The organism is Pseudomonas simiae, assembly GCF_900111895.1.
GTDB classification, from domain to species: Bacteria; Pseudomonadota; Gammaproteobacteria; order Pseudomonadales; family Pseudomonadaceae; genus Aquipseudomonas; species Aquipseudomonas simiae.
On record NZ_FOKB01000004.1, the window covers coordinates 506,453 to 521,454 of the forward strand.

At 62.4% G+C, this 15,002-nt stretch carries 13 protein-coding genes; 2 read left to right on the plus strand and 11 right to left on the minus strand.

What is annotated here, in order from left to right:
- Position 1: 1 nt before the first annotated feature.
- Positions 2 to 679, minus strand: coding sequence for a type 1 glutamine amidotransferase domain-containing protein (locus BMZ57_RS15730; protein WP_010211175.1), 678 nt, complete (start codon positions 677 to 679; stop codon positions 2 to 4).
- Positions 676 to 1,305, minus strand: coding sequence for a TetR/AcrR family transcriptional regulator (locus tag BMZ57_RS15735; RefSeq protein ID WP_010211176.1), 630 nt, complete (start codon positions 1,303 to 1,305; stop codon positions 676 to 678). The genes BMZ57_RS15730 and BMZ57_RS15735 overlap by 4 nt, the downstream gene beginning before the upstream one ends.
- 173 nt (positions 1,306 to 1,478) lie before the next feature.
- On the opposite strand from BMZ57_RS15735, the gene BMZ57_RS15740 reads away from it, so the two are divergent.
- Positions 1,479 to 2,417 (plus strand): GlxA family transcriptional regulator, encoded by a 939-nt coding sequence (locus BMZ57_RS15740; RefSeq protein ID WP_010211178.1) that lies wholly within the window; start codon positions 1,479 to 1,481, stop codon positions 2,415 to 2,417.
- Here BMZ57_RS15740 and BMZ57_RS15745 read toward each other — a convergent pair.
- The 3 genes from BMZ57_RS15745 to BMZ57_RS15755 are packed head-to-tail and all read right to left on the minus strand — an operon-like array spanning position 2,404 to position 6,635.
- Entirely contained in the window at positions 2,404 to 3,825 is a 1,422-nt protein-coding gene (locus tag BMZ57_RS15745; protein ID WP_069672686.1) for an aldehyde dehydrogenase family protein, read from the minus strand. The two genes, BMZ57_RS15740 and BMZ57_RS15745, sit on opposite strands and share 14 nt — an antisense overlap.
- Entirely contained in the window at positions 3,822 to 5,117 is a 1,296-nt protein-coding gene (aptA, locus tag BMZ57_RS15750) for an omega-aminotransferase AptA (protein WP_069672687.1), read from the minus strand. Before aptA ends, BMZ57_RS15745 begins: the two co-directional genes overlap by 4 nt.
- A 12-nt stretch (positions 5,118 to 5,129) precedes the next feature.
- Complete coding sequence (locus BMZ57_RS15755) at positions 5,130 to 6,635, minus strand: serine hydrolase domain-containing protein (RefSeq protein ID WP_044286988.1); 1,506 nt, start codon at positions 6,633 to 6,635, stop codon at positions 5,130 to 5,132.
- A gap of 141 nt (positions 6,636 to 6,776) precedes the next feature.
- Here BMZ57_RS15755 and BMZ57_RS15760 point away from each other — a divergent pair, with 141 nt between their 5' ends.
- On the plus strand, positions 6,777 to 7,655 hold the full coding sequence (locus BMZ57_RS15760) for a GntR family transcriptional regulator (RefSeq protein WP_010211184.1): 879 nt from the start codon (positions 6,777 to 6,779) through the stop codon (positions 7,653 to 7,655).
- Positions 7,656 to 7,825: 170 nt separating this feature from the next.
- Here BMZ57_RS15760 and BMZ57_RS15765 read toward each other — a convergent pair whose 3' ends face one another.
- The 6 genes from BMZ57_RS15765 to BMZ57_RS15790 form a co-directional block, all read right to left on the minus strand.
- Entirely contained in the window at positions 7,826 to 9,064 is a 1,239-nt protein-coding gene (locus BMZ57_RS15765) for an OprD family porin (RefSeq protein ID WP_370737453.1), read from the minus strand.
- 156 nt (positions 9,065 to 9,220) lie between these two features.
- The gene (locus BMZ57_RS15770; RefSeq protein ID WP_038453125.1) at positions 9,221 to 10,849 is read right to left on the minus strand and encodes an ABC transporter ATP-binding protein; all 1,629 of its coding nucleotides are present in this window, start codon (positions 10,847 to 10,849) and stop codon (positions 9,221 to 9,223) included.
- 2 nt (positions 10,850 to 10,851) lie between these two features.
- A complete protein-coding gene (locus tag BMZ57_RS15775; RefSeq protein ID WP_010211188.1) occupies positions 10,852 to 11,706 on the minus strand; it encodes an ABC transporter permease in 855 nt (284 codons plus the stop codon).
- A complete protein-coding gene (locus tag BMZ57_RS15780) occupies positions 11,703 to 12,644 on the minus strand; it encodes an ABC transporter permease (RefSeq protein ID WP_010211189.1) in 942 nt (313 codons plus the stop codon). Before BMZ57_RS15780 ends, BMZ57_RS15775 begins: the two co-directional genes overlap by 4 nt.
- A gap of 13 nt (positions 12,645 to 12,657) precedes the next feature.
- Positions 12,658 to 14,214 carry an ABC transporter substrate-binding protein gene (locus BMZ57_RS15785; RefSeq protein ID WP_010211190.1) on the minus strand — a complete coding sequence of 519 codons (1,557 nt, stop codon included), beginning with the start codon at positions 14,212 to 14,214 and terminating at the stop codon, positions 12,658 to 12,660.
- A 256-nt stretch (positions 14,215 to 14,470) separates the two neighbouring features.
- Positions 14,471 to 14,977 carry a GNAT family N-acetyltransferase gene (locus BMZ57_RS15790; protein ID WP_010211191.1) on the minus strand — a complete coding sequence of 169 codons (507 nt, stop codon included), beginning with the start codon at positions 14,975 to 14,977 and terminating at the stop codon, positions 14,471 to 14,473.
- Positions 14,978 to 15,002: the final 25 nt, after the last annotated feature.

Here is a 15,002-nt window from a genome sequence, read left to right on the forward strand (position 1 = left end):
GTTAAGCGGTGAGTGTCAGCAGGGCTTTGGCGACGTCACTGGAACTACCAGGGTTTTGCCCGGTTACCAATAAACCATCGGTAATGACAAAGGATTGCCAGTCAGCACCTTTCTCATAAAGGCCGCCCAACCGCTTGAATTCATCTTCAACCAGGAACGGCACTACATCGGTCAGTTCCACCGCTGCCTCTTCCGAGTTGGAGAACCCGGTAACGCGACGCCCCTTGACCAACGGTTGACCATTGACCGCCTTGACGTGACGCAAGGCGCCCGGTGCATGGCAGACAAAGCCGATCGGCTTGCCAGCGCGCTCGAAGGACTCGATCAGGGCGATCGACACCGGCGACTCCGCCAGGTCCCACAGCGGGCCGTGGCCGCCTGGGTAGAACACGGTGTCGAAGTCATCGGCGTTGACCGAATCCAGCTTCAGCGTGGTCGCCAGGGCCTGTTGCGCAGCCGTATCGGCGGCGAAGCGGTGGGTCTGTTCGGTCTGGAAGTCCGGCTGGTCGCTTACCGGATCCAGAGGCGGCTGGCCGCCGGCCGGTGAAGCCAGCACAATCTCGGCACCGGCGTCCTTGAACGCGTAATAGGGGGCGGCAAACTCTTCGAGCCAGAAGCCGGTCTTGCGCCCGGTATCGCCGAGCTGGTCGTGAGAGGTCAGTACCATTAATACTTTCATTTTCCAGTGCCTCGATAAGTGTGGTTGTCAGTCTGTTCAGGCTGCCCCAACAACTGCCGGGTCAACCCCAGTGCCTCGTCGAAAGGCGCCGCTGTGCGGGTGATCTTGCTCATGACGCTGGTCCCCAGCCACAACGCATACAGGCGCTGGGCCAGGCTTTCGGGGTGTTGCGTAATGATGACCGAACCGTCGTCGACGCCCTGCTGCAAGGCCTCGGCGAGCAAGCCGATGGTGCGTGCGGTGCCGCGCTGCAGGGCCAGGCGCATCGGCTCTGAAAGGTCTGACACCTCGGCACCGAGTTTGACGGCAAGGCATTTGCCTGCATCGGTACAGCCGGTCTGGTTGTTGATCCAAGACTGCCAATAACGCATCAACTTGGCGTGAAGGGTTAAACCCGGCTGGTCGAACAATTGCTGCATGCCGTGCACGTAGTGGTCGAAGTAGTGGTCGAGCAATACGACGCCGAACGCATCTTTGGAGGTGAAGTAGTGATAAAACGAACCTTTGGGTACTTGGGCGGCTTGCAATATTTCGTTCAGGCCTACCGCAGAAAATCCTTTGCGACCGACAAGACGTTGCGCGGTATCCAGAATGGTCTGTTTTGCACTTTTGGTTTCGCTGTTCATGCTTCATCCCGTCCGATTAGACCAGTCGTCTAGTTCGTTGAGGGAATCTTAGGAGGCTGTCCAGACCCGCACAATGTCAGATCCGCAAGGATTCCGGACATGACGCGAAGGCAGTTGCCGTTTACCCGGCACGCGCCGACAATCCCCCTTCCCGCGCCCTTTGGAGAATGACGATGCACAGCGTTGCGCTGATGGTTTACCCGAACTTCCAATCCCTGAGCCTCAGCCTGGGTTCGGTGTTCGAGTGCGCGAACCTGCTGCGCGGCGAGCCGGCCTATGAATTTCATCTGGTCTCGGAGAGCGGCGGCGCGGTGATGACGTCCCAAGGGTTCTCGGTGAACACCACGCCGATCCGGCCGGAGGGTTACGACACCCTGATCGTCAGCGGCTACCTGGAATTCCGCCTGCCGGAAGCCAACCTGCTGGAACTGGTCAAGGCCGCCTCGGCCCAGTCGCGGCGCGTCGCCTCATTGTGCATGGGCATTTTCGTGCTGGCCGAAGCCGGCCTGCTGGAAGGCAAGCGCACCACCACCCACTGGATTCACGCCCCGGCCTTTCGCAAGCGCTACCCGGACATTCGCCTGGAAGAAGACAAGCTGTTTATCGTCGACGGCCACGTGTGGACCGGCGCCGGCATGAGTGCCGGCGTCGACCTGGCCTTGGCCATGGTGGAGAACGACTTGGGCAGCGACCTGGCACGCCGCATCGCGCGCAAGCTGGTGATCGCCCAGCGGCGCGGCAGTGAGCAATCGCAGTTGTCGGCGCTATTGGAACTGGACCCGAAATCGGACCGCGTACAACTGGCCCTGGCCTACGCCCGCGAGAACCTGACCCACGATCTGTCCGTGGAAGCCCTGGCCGATGTCGCCCGCCTGAGTCCGCGCCAGTTCAGCCGAGTGTTCCGTGAAGAAACCGGGCAAACGCCGGCCAAGGCCATCGAGTCCCTTCGGGTAGAAGCCGCACGGGCGATGATGGAGACCAGTCGCCACCCGGTTGAGGTGGTGGCCCGCGAAACCGGGTTTGGGGATCGCGAGCGCATGCGTCAGGCGTTTTTAAGGGCGTTTGGGCAGCCGCCGCAGGTGATGCAGCAGGCGCTGTTTATCCCAGGTTAGGCTGATAGCCAAACAGCGATTTCACTTCCAGATAGTCCTCCAGGCCAAATACCCCCCACTCACGGCCATTACCGGACTGCTTGTACCCGCCAAAGGGCGCGCCGTTATCCGCCTTGCTGCCATTGAGATGGACCATCCCCGTGCGCAGACGGCGGGCGACCCTGCGCGCGCCTTCCAGCGTGCCGGCCGTGACGTAACCCGACAGGCCATAGGGGCTGTCATTGGCGATGGCAATCGCCTGTTCTTCGCTGTCGTAGGGAATGATCACCAACACCGGCCCGAACACCTCTTCGCGGGCAATCGGCAGGTCGGGGTGGACATCGGCAAAGACCGTGGGCCTCACGTAGAAGCCGCGGTTGATGCCTTGCGGCCGCCCTGCACCACCGCATACCGGTGGGATGTCCACGGCCGCCAACAGCGCCTGCACCCGTTCGAACTGCGCCTGGTTGGCCAGGGGGCCCATGGCAGTCGCTCGATTGCTATCGTCAAAGCAGACCTGCGCGGCAATCTCCTGGGCGATCGCCACCGCCCGCGCTTGCAAGGCCCGGGGCACCAGCAGGCGCGTCGGCGCATTGCAGGACTGGCCGCTGTTGCGAAAACAGCTGCTCACACCGTGTCGCACGGCAGCGTCCAGGTCCGCATCGGCAAGAATCAGGTTGGCCGACTTGCCGCCCAGCTCCTGAGAGACACGCTTGACCGTGTCCGCTGCCGCCTTGGCCACAGCGATGCCCGCGCCGGTGGAACCGGTAAACGAGACCATATCGATCCCGGCATGCCGGGCGATGCCGTCGCCCATCGTAGGACCGTCGCCATTGACCAGGTTGAACACGCCCTTGGGCACCCCGGCATGGTCCAGGATATCGGCCAGCAGCATCGCCGACAGCGGCGCCTTTTCACTGGGCTTGAGCACCATCGTGCAGCCCGCGGCCAGGGCCGGCGCGAGCTTGCAGGTGAGTTGGTTGAGTGGCCAGTTCCACGGTGTGATCAGGCCGCACACCCCTATCGGTTCGCGGCTGATCAGGGTGCTGTCGTGGGCATATTCGAAGGCATACGTCTTGAGCACGTCATACGCACGCTGCAAGTGGCCCAACCCCGCGGGCACATGGGCACTGCGCGCCAGCGAGAGCGGCGCGCCCATTTCCTGGTGCACGCATTGCGCCAGGGCTTCGCTGTGCTGGCGATAGCCATCGATGATCGCCGCCAGCACTTCCAGGCGTTGCTCGCGCGTCCATTGCCCATAGCTGTCGAAGGCCCGCCTGGCCGCGGTGACGGCGCGGTCGAGGTCGGCCAGGGTGCCGAGGCTGATGGTGGCGACGGTTCGCTCCGTCGTCGGGTCGACCACCGGCAAGGTGTCGCCGCCGAGAGGCTTGACCCACTGCCCGTCGATGTAAAAATCCAGGTGATTCATCGCGTCGCCTCAAGTGCCTTGCCCAAGGCGCTGAACACCTGCGCGACCTGTTCCTGGTTGATGATGAGTGGCGGCGACAGCACGATGTTTTCGCCGGAGGCGCGCACCAGTACGCCCGCCTCGAAACACCGCTGGGCCACCTCTGCCGCCCGCGCTCCGGGGGCGCCCTCGCGGGGCTTGAGCTCGACCGCGCAAAGCAGGCCGATGGCACGCACATCCAGCACCAGCGCCTGCTCACGCAAGGCCAGCGCGGTGTTCTGCCACAACGGCGCAATCTGCCGCACATGCGCATTGAGGCCCAGCTCTTCGTGCACCTCCAGGGTCGCCAAACCGGCGGCGCAGGCCAGTGGATGGGCCGAATAGGTGTAACCGTGCATCAGCTCGATGGCCTGTTCCGGGCCTTGCATGAACGCCTCGTACACCGCGCCGCTGACCAGCACGCCGCCCATGGGCACCGCGCCGTTGGTGAGGCCCTTGGCCAAGGTCATCAAGTCCGGGGTGACGCCAAAGGCCTCGGCGGCGAACCCATGGCCCACGCGGCCGAAGCCAGTGATGACTTCATCGAAGATCAACAGCAGGCCGTGCCGATCACAGATCTCGCGCAGCTTTTGCAGGTAGCCCAGGGGCGGCGCGTAGACCCCACCCGAGCCGGTGACCGGTTCGACAATCACTGCCGCCACCGTAGCCGGGTCGTGTACTTCCAGTAAGTGCAGCAACGCATCCGCGTAATGCGCGCCCTGCTCCGGCTGGCCGAGGCTGAAACGCGAGCCAGCGTCATAGGGCAGCGGCAAGTGCGCCACGTCGCCGAGCAACGGCCCGAAGTCACGCTTCTGCCGGCCGATGCCCGACACCGACAGACCGCCAAACCCCATGCCGTGGTAACCCTTGGCGCGGCCGATCAGCTTGGTGCGCCGGCTATCGCCTCGGGCCTGATGATAGGCGCGCGCGATCTTCAAAGCGGTGTCCACGGCCTCGGAACCGGAGTTGGTAAAGAACACCTTGTCCAGGTTGGCCGGCGCTTTGGCAACCAACTGATCCGCCAGGGTCAGCGCCGCCGGGTGGCTCATTTTGAACGAGGACACAAAGTCCAGGCGCCCTGCCGCTTCGCGAATGGCCTCGACGATACGGGGCTGGCCATGCCCGGCATTGACGCACCACAACCCGGCCATCGCATCGAGCACATCGCGCCCTTCGGTGGTGGTGTAGTGCATGCCGGCGGCGCGGTCGAACAGCATCGGTTGGCGGTTGAAGGGGCGCATCGCGGTAAAGGGTGCCCACAGGGAAGAGGTCATCAGTTGTACTCCTTAAAGCGGGATTCGTGAGCCGATCAGGGTCGGGCGTTGCAGGGCACCTGCGTTGGTGTTGACGCCCCGGTCGAAACGCAGGCGCCCGTCCTGCACGCGGCCGGTAACGTGGTCGCCAAAGGCGGTTTCGACGAAGCGCCAGTCCATACGTAACTCACCTTCCGTGGACCAGCAGGCCTGCGCGACCACAGCGGTCTGTTCTGGCTGATACTGGTGGTGCAAGTAATTGCCGGTAAGGCTGGTGAGGGTCTCGATCGGCTGTCGGAAACCGGCGCGCACGTGATGAGTGCCGCGATGATCCACCAGGGTGAAATCGCAGTAATCCGCCTGGAAATCGAAGGCCACTTCGCGCACGCCATCCTCATTCGGTTCAATGGCGAAACGGCCCTGCAGTGCACGGCTGGCGGGCGAGCTTTGCAGACCCTGCAGCGTCGGCAGGCGCAGGCCGTCGATCAGCGCATCCAGTTGCGCCTGGCTGGCATTGGCATCAACGGCGGTACGCCCCAGCGCCGGGAACAGGTGCTGCCACAGCGCCGCGTGCAAGCGCTTTTCCCCCAGGCGCAGGCCGCAGGTGAAGACAATCACCGTGTCCTGTTCCGGCAGCACCATGCACTGCTGGCCGAACACGCCCGAGGCGTAATAACCGCCGTGTTCGGTCATCCACCATTGGTACCCATAGCCTTCACGCTGGGCTTCATTGGCTTTGTTCTTGTCGCGCGGCAGGTACTGCTTGCCGTCGAACTCACCCATCCACACGTCCTGCACCTGATTGCGCGTGGCCTCACCGACCCACTCTGGCGACAGCAACTGGCGCCCTTGCCATTGGCCGTGGTTGAGGTGCAACACGCCAAACTTCAACGAATCTTCGCTGGTGCAACTCAAGCCATTGCCTCCAGAGTTGAACCCACCGGGAGCCAGGTCCCACTCCAGGTGATCGAGGCCCAGATAGTCGAGGACGCGCGCCTGCAACAACGCGTGCATCGTCTGCCCAGTGACCTGGGTGACGATGGCCGACAACATGAAACTTGACGCACTGCTATAGATAAACGACTGCCCAGGTGGCTCGTCCACCGGCTCATTGAGAAAGGCTTCGACCCAGCTGCTTTGCAGGTTGCGCCAATCGCCGCCAGAAATGCCACGGGTGTGACCGGTGCGCATGGTCAGCAGGTCTTCCACGGTCATGGCCGCCAGGTTGGCGCTGATGGGTTGCGGGCACAGCTCGGGAAAAAAGCTCACCACCTTGGCATCGAGGCTCAAGCGACCGTCGTCGATCAACAGGCCGATCGCCGTGGCCGTCCAGCTCTTGGTGGCCGAATGCTGCACGTGCAGGCGATGCGCCGAATAGGGCTGCCAGTACGCCTCGGCCACCACCGCACCCTGGCGATACAGCAGGAAACTGTGCAGCTCTAGGCCTTGCTCGGTCACGGCCTGGAGGAAGTCAACAACGCCGGCCGGGTCGACGCCGCGCTCATGGGGCAAGGCTCTGGGCAGCGGGATGTAGGTCATGATGGGTCCTCAATGATGTTTTTATATTTCAAATAGTGCAGATAAAGTTTTATTCGCTGCGGACCTGATGTATTTGAGGCCCCTATAATTCAGTTTTTCCGGGTATCCTTGCCTCCCCTGTCACAGGAACGACCTCGCACCATGTCCCAACTCACCTCGCTGCAGACCAAAGTCGCCGGCCAGATCCTTGCCGCCATCGCCAGCGGCGACCTGCAACCCGGTCTGCACCTCAAGGAAGTGGAACTGGCCCAACGCCTGGGCGTCTCGCGCTCGCCCATTCGCAGCGCACTGGCGTACCTGGCCGAACAGAAAGCCATTGAGCCGCTGCCGCAACAGGGCTATCGCGTACCGCTGGAAACCACCGAAGGCTTGGCGCAGCACTTCACCGAGCTGCACAACGAAGAGGACGAGTTGTACACGCGGCTGATCGACGACCGTCTGAACCAGGTGCTGCCCGACCAGATCTCCGAGAGCGACCTGCTGCGCCGCTATGGGGTCGGCAAAAGCGTGCTGCGCCGCTGCCTGTTGCGCCTTTCCGACGAAGGCGTGATGCAACGCAAGCACGGACACGGCTGGCAGTTCCTGCCGACGCTGAATAGCCCGCAGACTCGCTTCGAGAGCTACCGCTTCCGCATGCTGCTGGAGCCAGCCGGGTTGCTGGAGCCGACCTTCAAGATCAACCCCGAACAATTCCGTCGTTGCCGCGAACGCCAGATGGAACTGCTGGAAGGCAAAGTCGATGGGCAACGCTTTATCGAATACAACGCCGAATTCCATGAACTGCTGGCGGCGGCATCGGGCAACGGCTACATCCTGCAGGCGATCCAGCAGCAGAACCGGTTGCGTCGACTGACCGAGTTCCACACCGTGAACAATCAGGAAAGGGTCAAGGTCTCGTGCTGTGAACACCTGGCGATTCTGGATGCCCTGGAGCAAGGCGATAACGAATGGGCGTCGACGCTGCTGCATCGACACCTGGATGTGGCGAGCAAGTTGCGCGTGGCACGCAACAAGGGATGAGGGGCGCGCCCCCATGCCCCTGACGGGCCCGACCCGGCCTCGAAGCACGCTCGAAACCGGCCAGACCTTAACCACACACGCAACCCCTGTCGCAATGGACATGTACACCGACAGACCGCCATCGCAGGCAAGCCAGCTCCCACACTCACACCACGTCGCCCCCACTTTCATTACCAAAGCGCCACGGTATAACCGACAATCACCCGGTTCTCATTCATATCCCGTAAATAGTTAGCCTTGCTCAACCCATTGCGCCAACGCAACGACACCCCTTTCAGCGTTCCAGACTGAAACACATACCCCAAATCAATATCCCGCTCCCACTCACGTCCCTCCCCCGCAAACCCCTTCACCTGCGCCTGATCACCCTTGGCCCAACGCGTTGAAAACGTCAGCCCCGGTACACCCAGCGCCGCAAAATCAAAGTCATAGCGCGCATGCCAGACCCGCTCATTGGTCTGCGAGAAATTACTCAACTGATACTCGGAAAACAGATAGGTATTGGTCCCGTCCACATAAGTAAACGGGGTGTCCCCATACTGCTCCTGATACCCCCCACCCAGACTGTGCCCCTTGTAGCTGAACATCGCCCGCGTACTCAGCGCACGGTTATCCACCTTGCCCGCCAAGCCAGCACCGGACTTGTCCGCATCGAAATAACGGATATCCGTCTTGAGCGTGCCGCCGCCCAGGGCGAAGCTGTTTTTCAACCCTACGAAATGCTGCTGGTAGATATCCTCCAACTGCGCAAAGTGGTAGCTCAACGTCATCCCCGGCGTGAGCTTGTAATCGCCACCGGCAAAGCGGAAACGATCACTCTTGGCGGTGCTTTTGTAGGCACCGCTCTGGCTGGTCAGCCCCATGTCTTCGTATTCGGTGGATTCGCGCTGCTTGGTCTGGTCGATCTGCCCGCCGATCAACGCCAGCCCGGCGATGTCCGTGGACGTCACCTGAGTGCCCCGGAAGGTCTGCGGGAACAGTCGGCTGGTGTTGGGCTGCAAGGTCGGCAGGTCCGGCAGCAGGTAACCGCTGCGCAGCTCGCTCTGGGCGAAGCGCACCTTGCCGGTCACGCCGTACTTGGAATACTCGTCATGGGCGCGCTTGGAATAGCTCGGCTTGCCCGGCGTGGCATCGTTGTCCCTGGACAACAGGCCGGAGCCGGAGCGGTCCGGGCTGGAATCGAGCTTGAGGCCGAGCATGCCTACCACGTCCACACCAAAGCCGACGGTGCCTTCGGTAAAGCCAGACTTGAGGTTGAGGATAAATCCCTGGGCCCATTCCTCACGCTTGGATTGCCCGGCGTCTTCACGGTAATCGCGGTTGAAGTAGTAGTTCTTGAGGTCCAGATCTGCCTTGCTGTCCTTGATGAAGTCAGCCTGGGCCGGGGCACACAGCAGCCCCCCGCTCATGAGGCCGACGCCCTTCAAGATCAGGTTGAGAGTGTTGTTGTGCATGTTCTTGGCTCCTGGCAGTCGTTATGGGTGAGTAGGTCTTATTGTTTTTCTGGGCACGACATTCCCCATCGCGCAGACGTGAGGGTCTGCGCGCCGGGTGAAATCAGGGGTTTAAATGGCCGGTCGTATTCGGTAGCCACCGTCCGGCAGTTGCTCCAGCGGGCTGGCGGCGGCCAGCAGTTGCCGGGTGTACGGGTGCTGCGGGTGATCGAAGATCTGCTCGCGCGCGCCCACTTCCACCACATTGCCCTGATGCATCACCGCAACCCGATGGGCAATGCGCTCCACCGCCGCCAGGTCATGGGAAATGAACAGGCAGGCAAAACCGTACTGCGCCTGCAGACGTTCGAACAGTTCGAGGATCTGTTTCTGGATAGTCATGTCCAGCGCCGAGATCGGTTCGTCGGCAATCACCAGTTGCGGGTGTCGCACCAATGCCCGGCCAATGGCGACGCGCTGGCGCTGGCCGCCGGAGAGCTGGTGGGGGAAACGCTCGACAAACTGCTCGCCCAGGCCGATGTCCTTGAGGGTTTGCGTTACCCGTTCACGGCGCTCGGCGGCATTCAGGCCAGGTTCGTGGCGCAACGGTTCGGCGAGGATTTCTCCGATTTTCATCCGCGGGTTCAGGGACGAATAGGGGTCCTGGAAGATCATCTGGCATTGCAGGCGATGGGTACGGTTGGCGGCCTTGAGGATGTCCACGCCTTTGAAGCGGATCGAGCCGGCACAGGGTTTGATCAGGCCCACCAGGGAACGCCCGAGGGTGGTCTTGCCCGAGCCGCTGCCGCCCACCAGCGCCAGGGTTTCGCCGGGGGCGATCACCAGGCTGGCGGAATGCACCACGCGGGTGTGCTGACGCTTGCCCCAGAACGTGGTCGGCCCAGGGTGTTCGATGCACACCTGATCCACTTCAACCAAAGGCTCGTTGCTGACCGGCAAAGGCGCCAGCACGCCCCGACGCGGCAACGCTTCCAACAGCTGGCGGGTGTACTCGGCCTTGGGCGCGAGCAGGATGTCTTCGATGCTGCCCTGCTCCACCGCCTTGCCGTGACGCATCACCACCACCTTGTGGGCGTACCGCGCTACCAGCGACAGGTCATGGCTGATAAACAGGATCGCGGTGCCCTGCTCGCGGGTCAGTTCGAGCATCAACTCGATCACGTCCAGTTGCGCCAGGCAGTCGAGGGCCGTGGTCGGTTCGTCGGCGATCAGCAAGGCCGGGCGCAGCAGCATCACCGAGGCCAACATGATGCGCTGGCGCATGCCACCGGAGAATTGGTGCGGATAGGACTCCAGGCAGCGCTCGGCGGCCTTGATGCCGATACGGCGCAACATGGTCAGGCAACGTTCGCGGATTTGTGGAGGGTCGAGGTCGGTGTGCAGCTTGAGCGCTTCGCTCATCTGTTGGCCGATTTTCAATGCCGGGTTGAGCGACACCATCGGTTCCTGGAACACCATGCCGATGCTGGCGCCGCGAATCGCACGCAGCGCTTCAGTGCTGACACTCGCCAGGTCGCGCCCCTGGAAATCCAGACGTCCGCCGCACACTTGCATCGGCAACGGCAGCAGGCCGATGGCCGCGCGGGCAGCCATGGTCTTGCCGCTGCCGGACTCCCCCACCAGCGCCACGATCTCACCCGGCGCGATGCTGAAACTCAGGTCATCCACCGCCAATGGGCCGTGTTCGCCCACACGGATCTTCAGGTGTTCGACGTTCAACAAAACAGGATTGGCGGACATGTTCACTTCCTCATCCGGGGGTCAAGACGATCACGCAGGGCGTCGCCAAACAGGTTGATCGCCAGCAATGTCAGGCAGATAAACAGCCCGGGGAACACCCCCAGCCAGGGTGCCGAAGCGATGTACGGCCGGCTGCTGGCAAGCATGTTGCCCCAGGTCGCCGCCGGCGGCGGTACGCCCAGGCCGAGGAAGCTCAGGGCGCTTTCCGACAGCAGCGCCCAGCCGAACATGCTGGTGGCCAACACGCACAATGGCGCCAGGCAGTTCGGCGCGATGTGGCGCAGCATGGTGTACAGCTCGGAGTTGCCGATCACCCGCGAGGCTTCGATGTACTCCAGCTCACGCAGGGACAGTACGGTGCCGCGCACCACGCGCACCACCGACGGCGTGTAGGCGATGCCCAGGGCCAGCACGATGCCGTACTTGCTTGCGCCGATGATCGCCATAATGCCCAGCGCCATGAGGATGCCGGGAAAAGCCAGCAGCGCGTCGTTGAACATCATCAACACGCGGTCAGTCCAGCCGCGCAGGTAACCGGCAAGCATGCCAATCAAGGTGCCTGCCAGCACGGCAACGCTGACCGTCAACAGGCTCACCCACAAGCTGGTGCGCGCGCCGATCAACAGACGGCTGAACACATCGCGGCCAAATTCGTCGGTGCCCAGCCAGTGAGCAGCCGACGGGGCCTGGAAGCGCGACATCAGGTCGATCTTCAGCGGGTCGAACGGTGACCACACCAGCCCCATCAACGCCAGCGCAATCAACACCACCAGCAGCCCGCCACCGATCAAGGCGTTGGCCGGCGCCCACACGCGCCGACGCTTGGCCGCTACGGGCACGGCAATAGTCGAACTCATAACTTCACCCTTGGATCGAACAGCGGATAGAGCAGATCCACACACAGGTTGACCAGCACGTAGATAAAGGTGATCAGCAGCAAGCAGCCCTGCAGCACCGGATAATCGCGGGCGAAAATCGCGTCCACCATCAGCCGGCCGATGCCTGGCAGGGTGAACACGGTTTCGAGTACCGCGATGCCACCCAGCAGGTTGCCGAGAATCAGCCCCACCAGGGTCCAGGTCGGCGCGAAGGCGTTGGGCAACGCGTGTTTCCACAACACCGCGCGCTCCGACAAGCCCTTGGCCCGGGCATGCGCGATGTATTCCAGGCGCAGCACTTCGATGGTGCTGGCCCGCGCCATGCGGGTGATCGCGCCGACTTCCACCAGGGTCAAGGTCACCACCGGCAGCACCATGTAGCTCATGGCTTGCCACGGCGCCTGGGAGAAACTGACGTAGCCCACCACCGGCAACCAGCCGAGCTGGATGCCGAACGCGTGCAGCAACAGCAACCCGAGCCAGAAGCTGGGGATCGACAGCAGCAAGGTCGCGATGGACACCAGCCCCAGGTCGAGCGCGCTGTTCTGTTTCCACGCGGCAATCAGGCCAATGGGCACCGCGATCAGCGTGGCGAACAGCACAGCCACCAGCACGATGGTCGCGCTGACGCTGAAGCGGTCGAGAATCAGCGGCAACACAGCCTGCTTGGTGCTGATGGAAAACCCCAGGTCAAAGCTCAACACGGCCTTGAACCAGATCAGAAACTGCGTCACCAGCGAGTGATCCAGGCCGAGGGTGTGGCGCATGTCAGCCAGGCTTTGCGGGTCGGCCATGTCGCCGAGCATCAGCAGCGCCGGGTCACCCGGAATCAGACGGATCAGCGCGAACACCATCACTGAGATCAGCAACAGGGTGGGGACCGCCATGGCCAGTTTTTGCAGGATAAAACGCAACATGCTGGAGGCCCCGTTATTGCGCCGCGAGGCTGACGCCCCACAGCCGTGGCGACGACACCGGCCACGAATGGAAGCCCTTGACGCTGTCACGCAGCGCTGCGGCGACCGTGCCGTTGTAGATGATCACCATCGGCGTGTCGTGGATCATCATGGTGTGCAACTGGTCGAACAGCGCCTGGCGCTTGGCCGTGTCACTCTCGCGCACCGCGTCACGCAGCACCGCCTGGGCCTGTGGGTTGTCCCAGACCTTGCGCGGTTCCTTGGTCTTGTCGCCCATCAGCGAGTCGAAGCTGGTGGCCGGGTCCAGGCGCGAGGAGTAAGAGAACGCCATCATCTGGTAGTTGCCACTCTGGTAGCGTTCCAGTTGGGTGCCCCATTCCAGGGTTTCCATCTGGATGTTCAAGCCGCTGGCCACGGCCATCGCCTGGCTCAGCAGGCCCATGTCGAACATTTGCGAATAGCGTTTGTTGACGATCATCTTGATCGGCTGGCCGTGGTAGCCGGCCTCTTTCAACAGGCGCTGGGCTTCCTGCGGGTCATAGCGATAACCCTGCTTGGCGGTGGCGCTGTAGAACGGACTGGTTTGCGGGATCGCCGAGTTGTTCGGCTCGGAGGTGCCGTTGGAGAGCGCAGTGACCATCTGCCCGTAGTCGAGGGAATGGGCGATGGCCTGACGGATGCGCACATCCTTGAGCAGCGGGTCGTTGGTCTGGAACAGCAGGCCGCAGATGGCCATGATCGGGCTGAACGAGATCTGCACACCCGGCGTGGATTTCAGCTCTTGGGCGTCGCTGGCGCTGACGTTGGGCAACAGGTCGATGTTGTTGGACATCAAGGCGGCCTTGGCCGACGAAGGATCGGGAATCACCATGAAGCGCACGGCGTCGACCAGGGCGGTCTTCTTGCCGGTAAAGCCGTCCGGCCCGGCGTCATCGCGCGGGCTGTAGTCCTTGAAGCGCGACAGCACTACGTACTGTCCGGGCTTCCATTCGCCGAGGCTGAACGGGCCGGTGCCAATCGGCGCTTTCCAGCTGCCGTCCGCCGCCAGCGAGTCGGGGTGCAGGATGCCGCTGCCACCACAATCGGGGCGCGCCATCGAGGCCAGGAACAGGCCGCTGGGCTGGTCGAGATGGAAGACAACCGTGAGGGGGTCCGGGGTGTCGATGCCGGTGATTTTCGCCCCACCGCGGCCATCGAACTCTGCCAGGCAGCGCCATTGGGTCTTGGGGTTGAGGTAGCGTTCCCACGTCCACTTGACGTCCTGGGCGGTCAGCGTCGCACCGTTCTGGAAGTGCACCCTGTCGCGCAATGTGAAGGTGTAAGTCATGCCGTCGTCAGAGCGTTTGACCTCGCGGGCCAGCAACGGGCCGACGGAAGCGTCTTCACGGTGGGCCACCAGGCCCTCGACGATGTGCAGCATCACCGTGTCGGTATTTTCGTCACGGTTGACGCCGGGTTCGGTGCTACGGATATCGGCGTTCAGGCCGACACGCAAGGCGGTCTCGGCCTGCGCAAGGCCGGCGCCCAATGCAAGGGTGACGCACAGCGTTCCATTGAGTAAGCGATTCACGGGAGATGTTCTCCTTCGCTGAAAAGACCGGCCAGGGGCAGGAGCCGGCTTCAAGCCTGTGTTAGGTCGTTGTTGTTATGGCCTGATCGAAATCAGTACCGCGGATGTTTTTGTTTTTTTAAATTCGCCTGAACATATTCACAGCAAGCATCATCCTTGTAAATGTTTTTTTAAGCATATAAAAACATTGATGGCTAAGTCACAGGCAAAAAAAAGAGGCCGAAGCCTCTTTCAGGGATGAGCCGGCGCGCGTCAATCAGTGCAACGCCGCCCGCGTAATCAGGTAACTCACCAACTGCGGGTCATCCTCCAGCTCAATCGTCTGCACCGGACGCGGCAGGTTATCCAGCACCGTGCGCCAGAACGCCTGGGACACTTCGTCCTGATCATAGAAGCGCACCAGCCAATCGGCTTCGCCGCTGCACAGCACCTGGCTGGCGATGGCGCGGCCGATGCCTTTGCGGCGATAGCGCTTGAGGACGAACACGTCGGCCAGCTCCAGGGCGTCGATGCCCGGCAGCTCGCTGCCTTCGATCAACAGGAAACCAGCGATATAGCCATCCACCAGCAGCAGGTTGGCGCTCCATTGCGGGTCCTGCCAGTAACGGCTCAGGTGTTCGTCATGGATATAGAAACGGCCATCGGCCTCGACATCCTCCTGTTCCCAGTCAGAAGATTCATAGGCGTAGTACTGGTAAAGATTGCGGATCAGCTCGGCGTGCTCCGGGCCGGTCTGGATCAATTCGACGGTGACTTCGGGCATGAGACTCTCGGTGAAAAAACACAGG

Bases quoted from the DNA above. Each gene is read 5' to 3' on its own strand.
- BMZ57_RS15730 (WP_010211175.1), bottom strand. From the start codon at position 679: ATGAAAGTATTAATGGTACTGACCTCTCACGACCAGCTCGGCGATACC.
- BMZ57_RS15735 (WP_010211176.1), bottom strand. From the start codon at position 1,305: ATGAACAGCGAAACCAAAAGTGCAAAACAGACCATTCTGGATACCGCG.
- BMZ57_RS15740 (WP_010211178.1), top strand. From the start codon at position 1,479: ATGCACAGCGTTGCGCTGATGGTTTACCCGAACTTCCAATCCCTGAGC.
- BMZ57_RS15745 (WP_069672686.1), bottom strand. From the start codon at position 3,825: ATGAATCACCTGGATTTTTACATCGACGGGCAGTGGGTCAAGCCTCTC.
- aptA (WP_069672687.1), bottom strand. From the start codon at position 5,117: ATGACCTCTTCCCTGTGGGCACCCTTTACCGCGATGCGCCCCTTCAAC.
- BMZ57_RS15755 (WP_044286988.1), bottom strand. From the start codon at position 6,635: ATGACCTACATCCCGCTGCCCAGAGCCTTGCCCCATGAGCGCGGCGTC.
- BMZ57_RS15760 (WP_010211184.1), top strand. From the start codon at position 6,777: ATGTCCCAACTCACCTCGCTGCAGACCAAAGTCGCCGGCCAGATCCTT.
- BMZ57_RS15765 (WP_370737453.1), bottom strand. From the start codon at position 9,064: ATGAGCGGGGGGCTGCTGTGTGCCCCGGCCCAGGCTGACTTCATCAAG.
- BMZ57_RS15770 (WP_038453125.1), bottom strand. From the start codon at position 10,849: ATGTCCGCCAATCCTGTTTTGTTGAACGTCGAACACCTGAAGATCCGT.
- BMZ57_RS15775 (WP_010211188.1), bottom strand. From the start codon at position 11,706: ATGAGTTCGACTATTGCCGTGCCCGTAGCGGCCAAGCGTCGGCGCGTG.
- BMZ57_RS15780 (WP_010211189.1), bottom strand. From the start codon at position 12,644: ATGTTGCGTTTTATCCTGCAAAAACTGGCCATGGCGGTCCCCACCCTG.
- BMZ57_RS15790 (WP_010211191.1), bottom strand. From the start codon at position 14,977: ATGCCCGAAGTCACCGTCGAATTGATCCAGACCGGCCCGGAGCACGCC.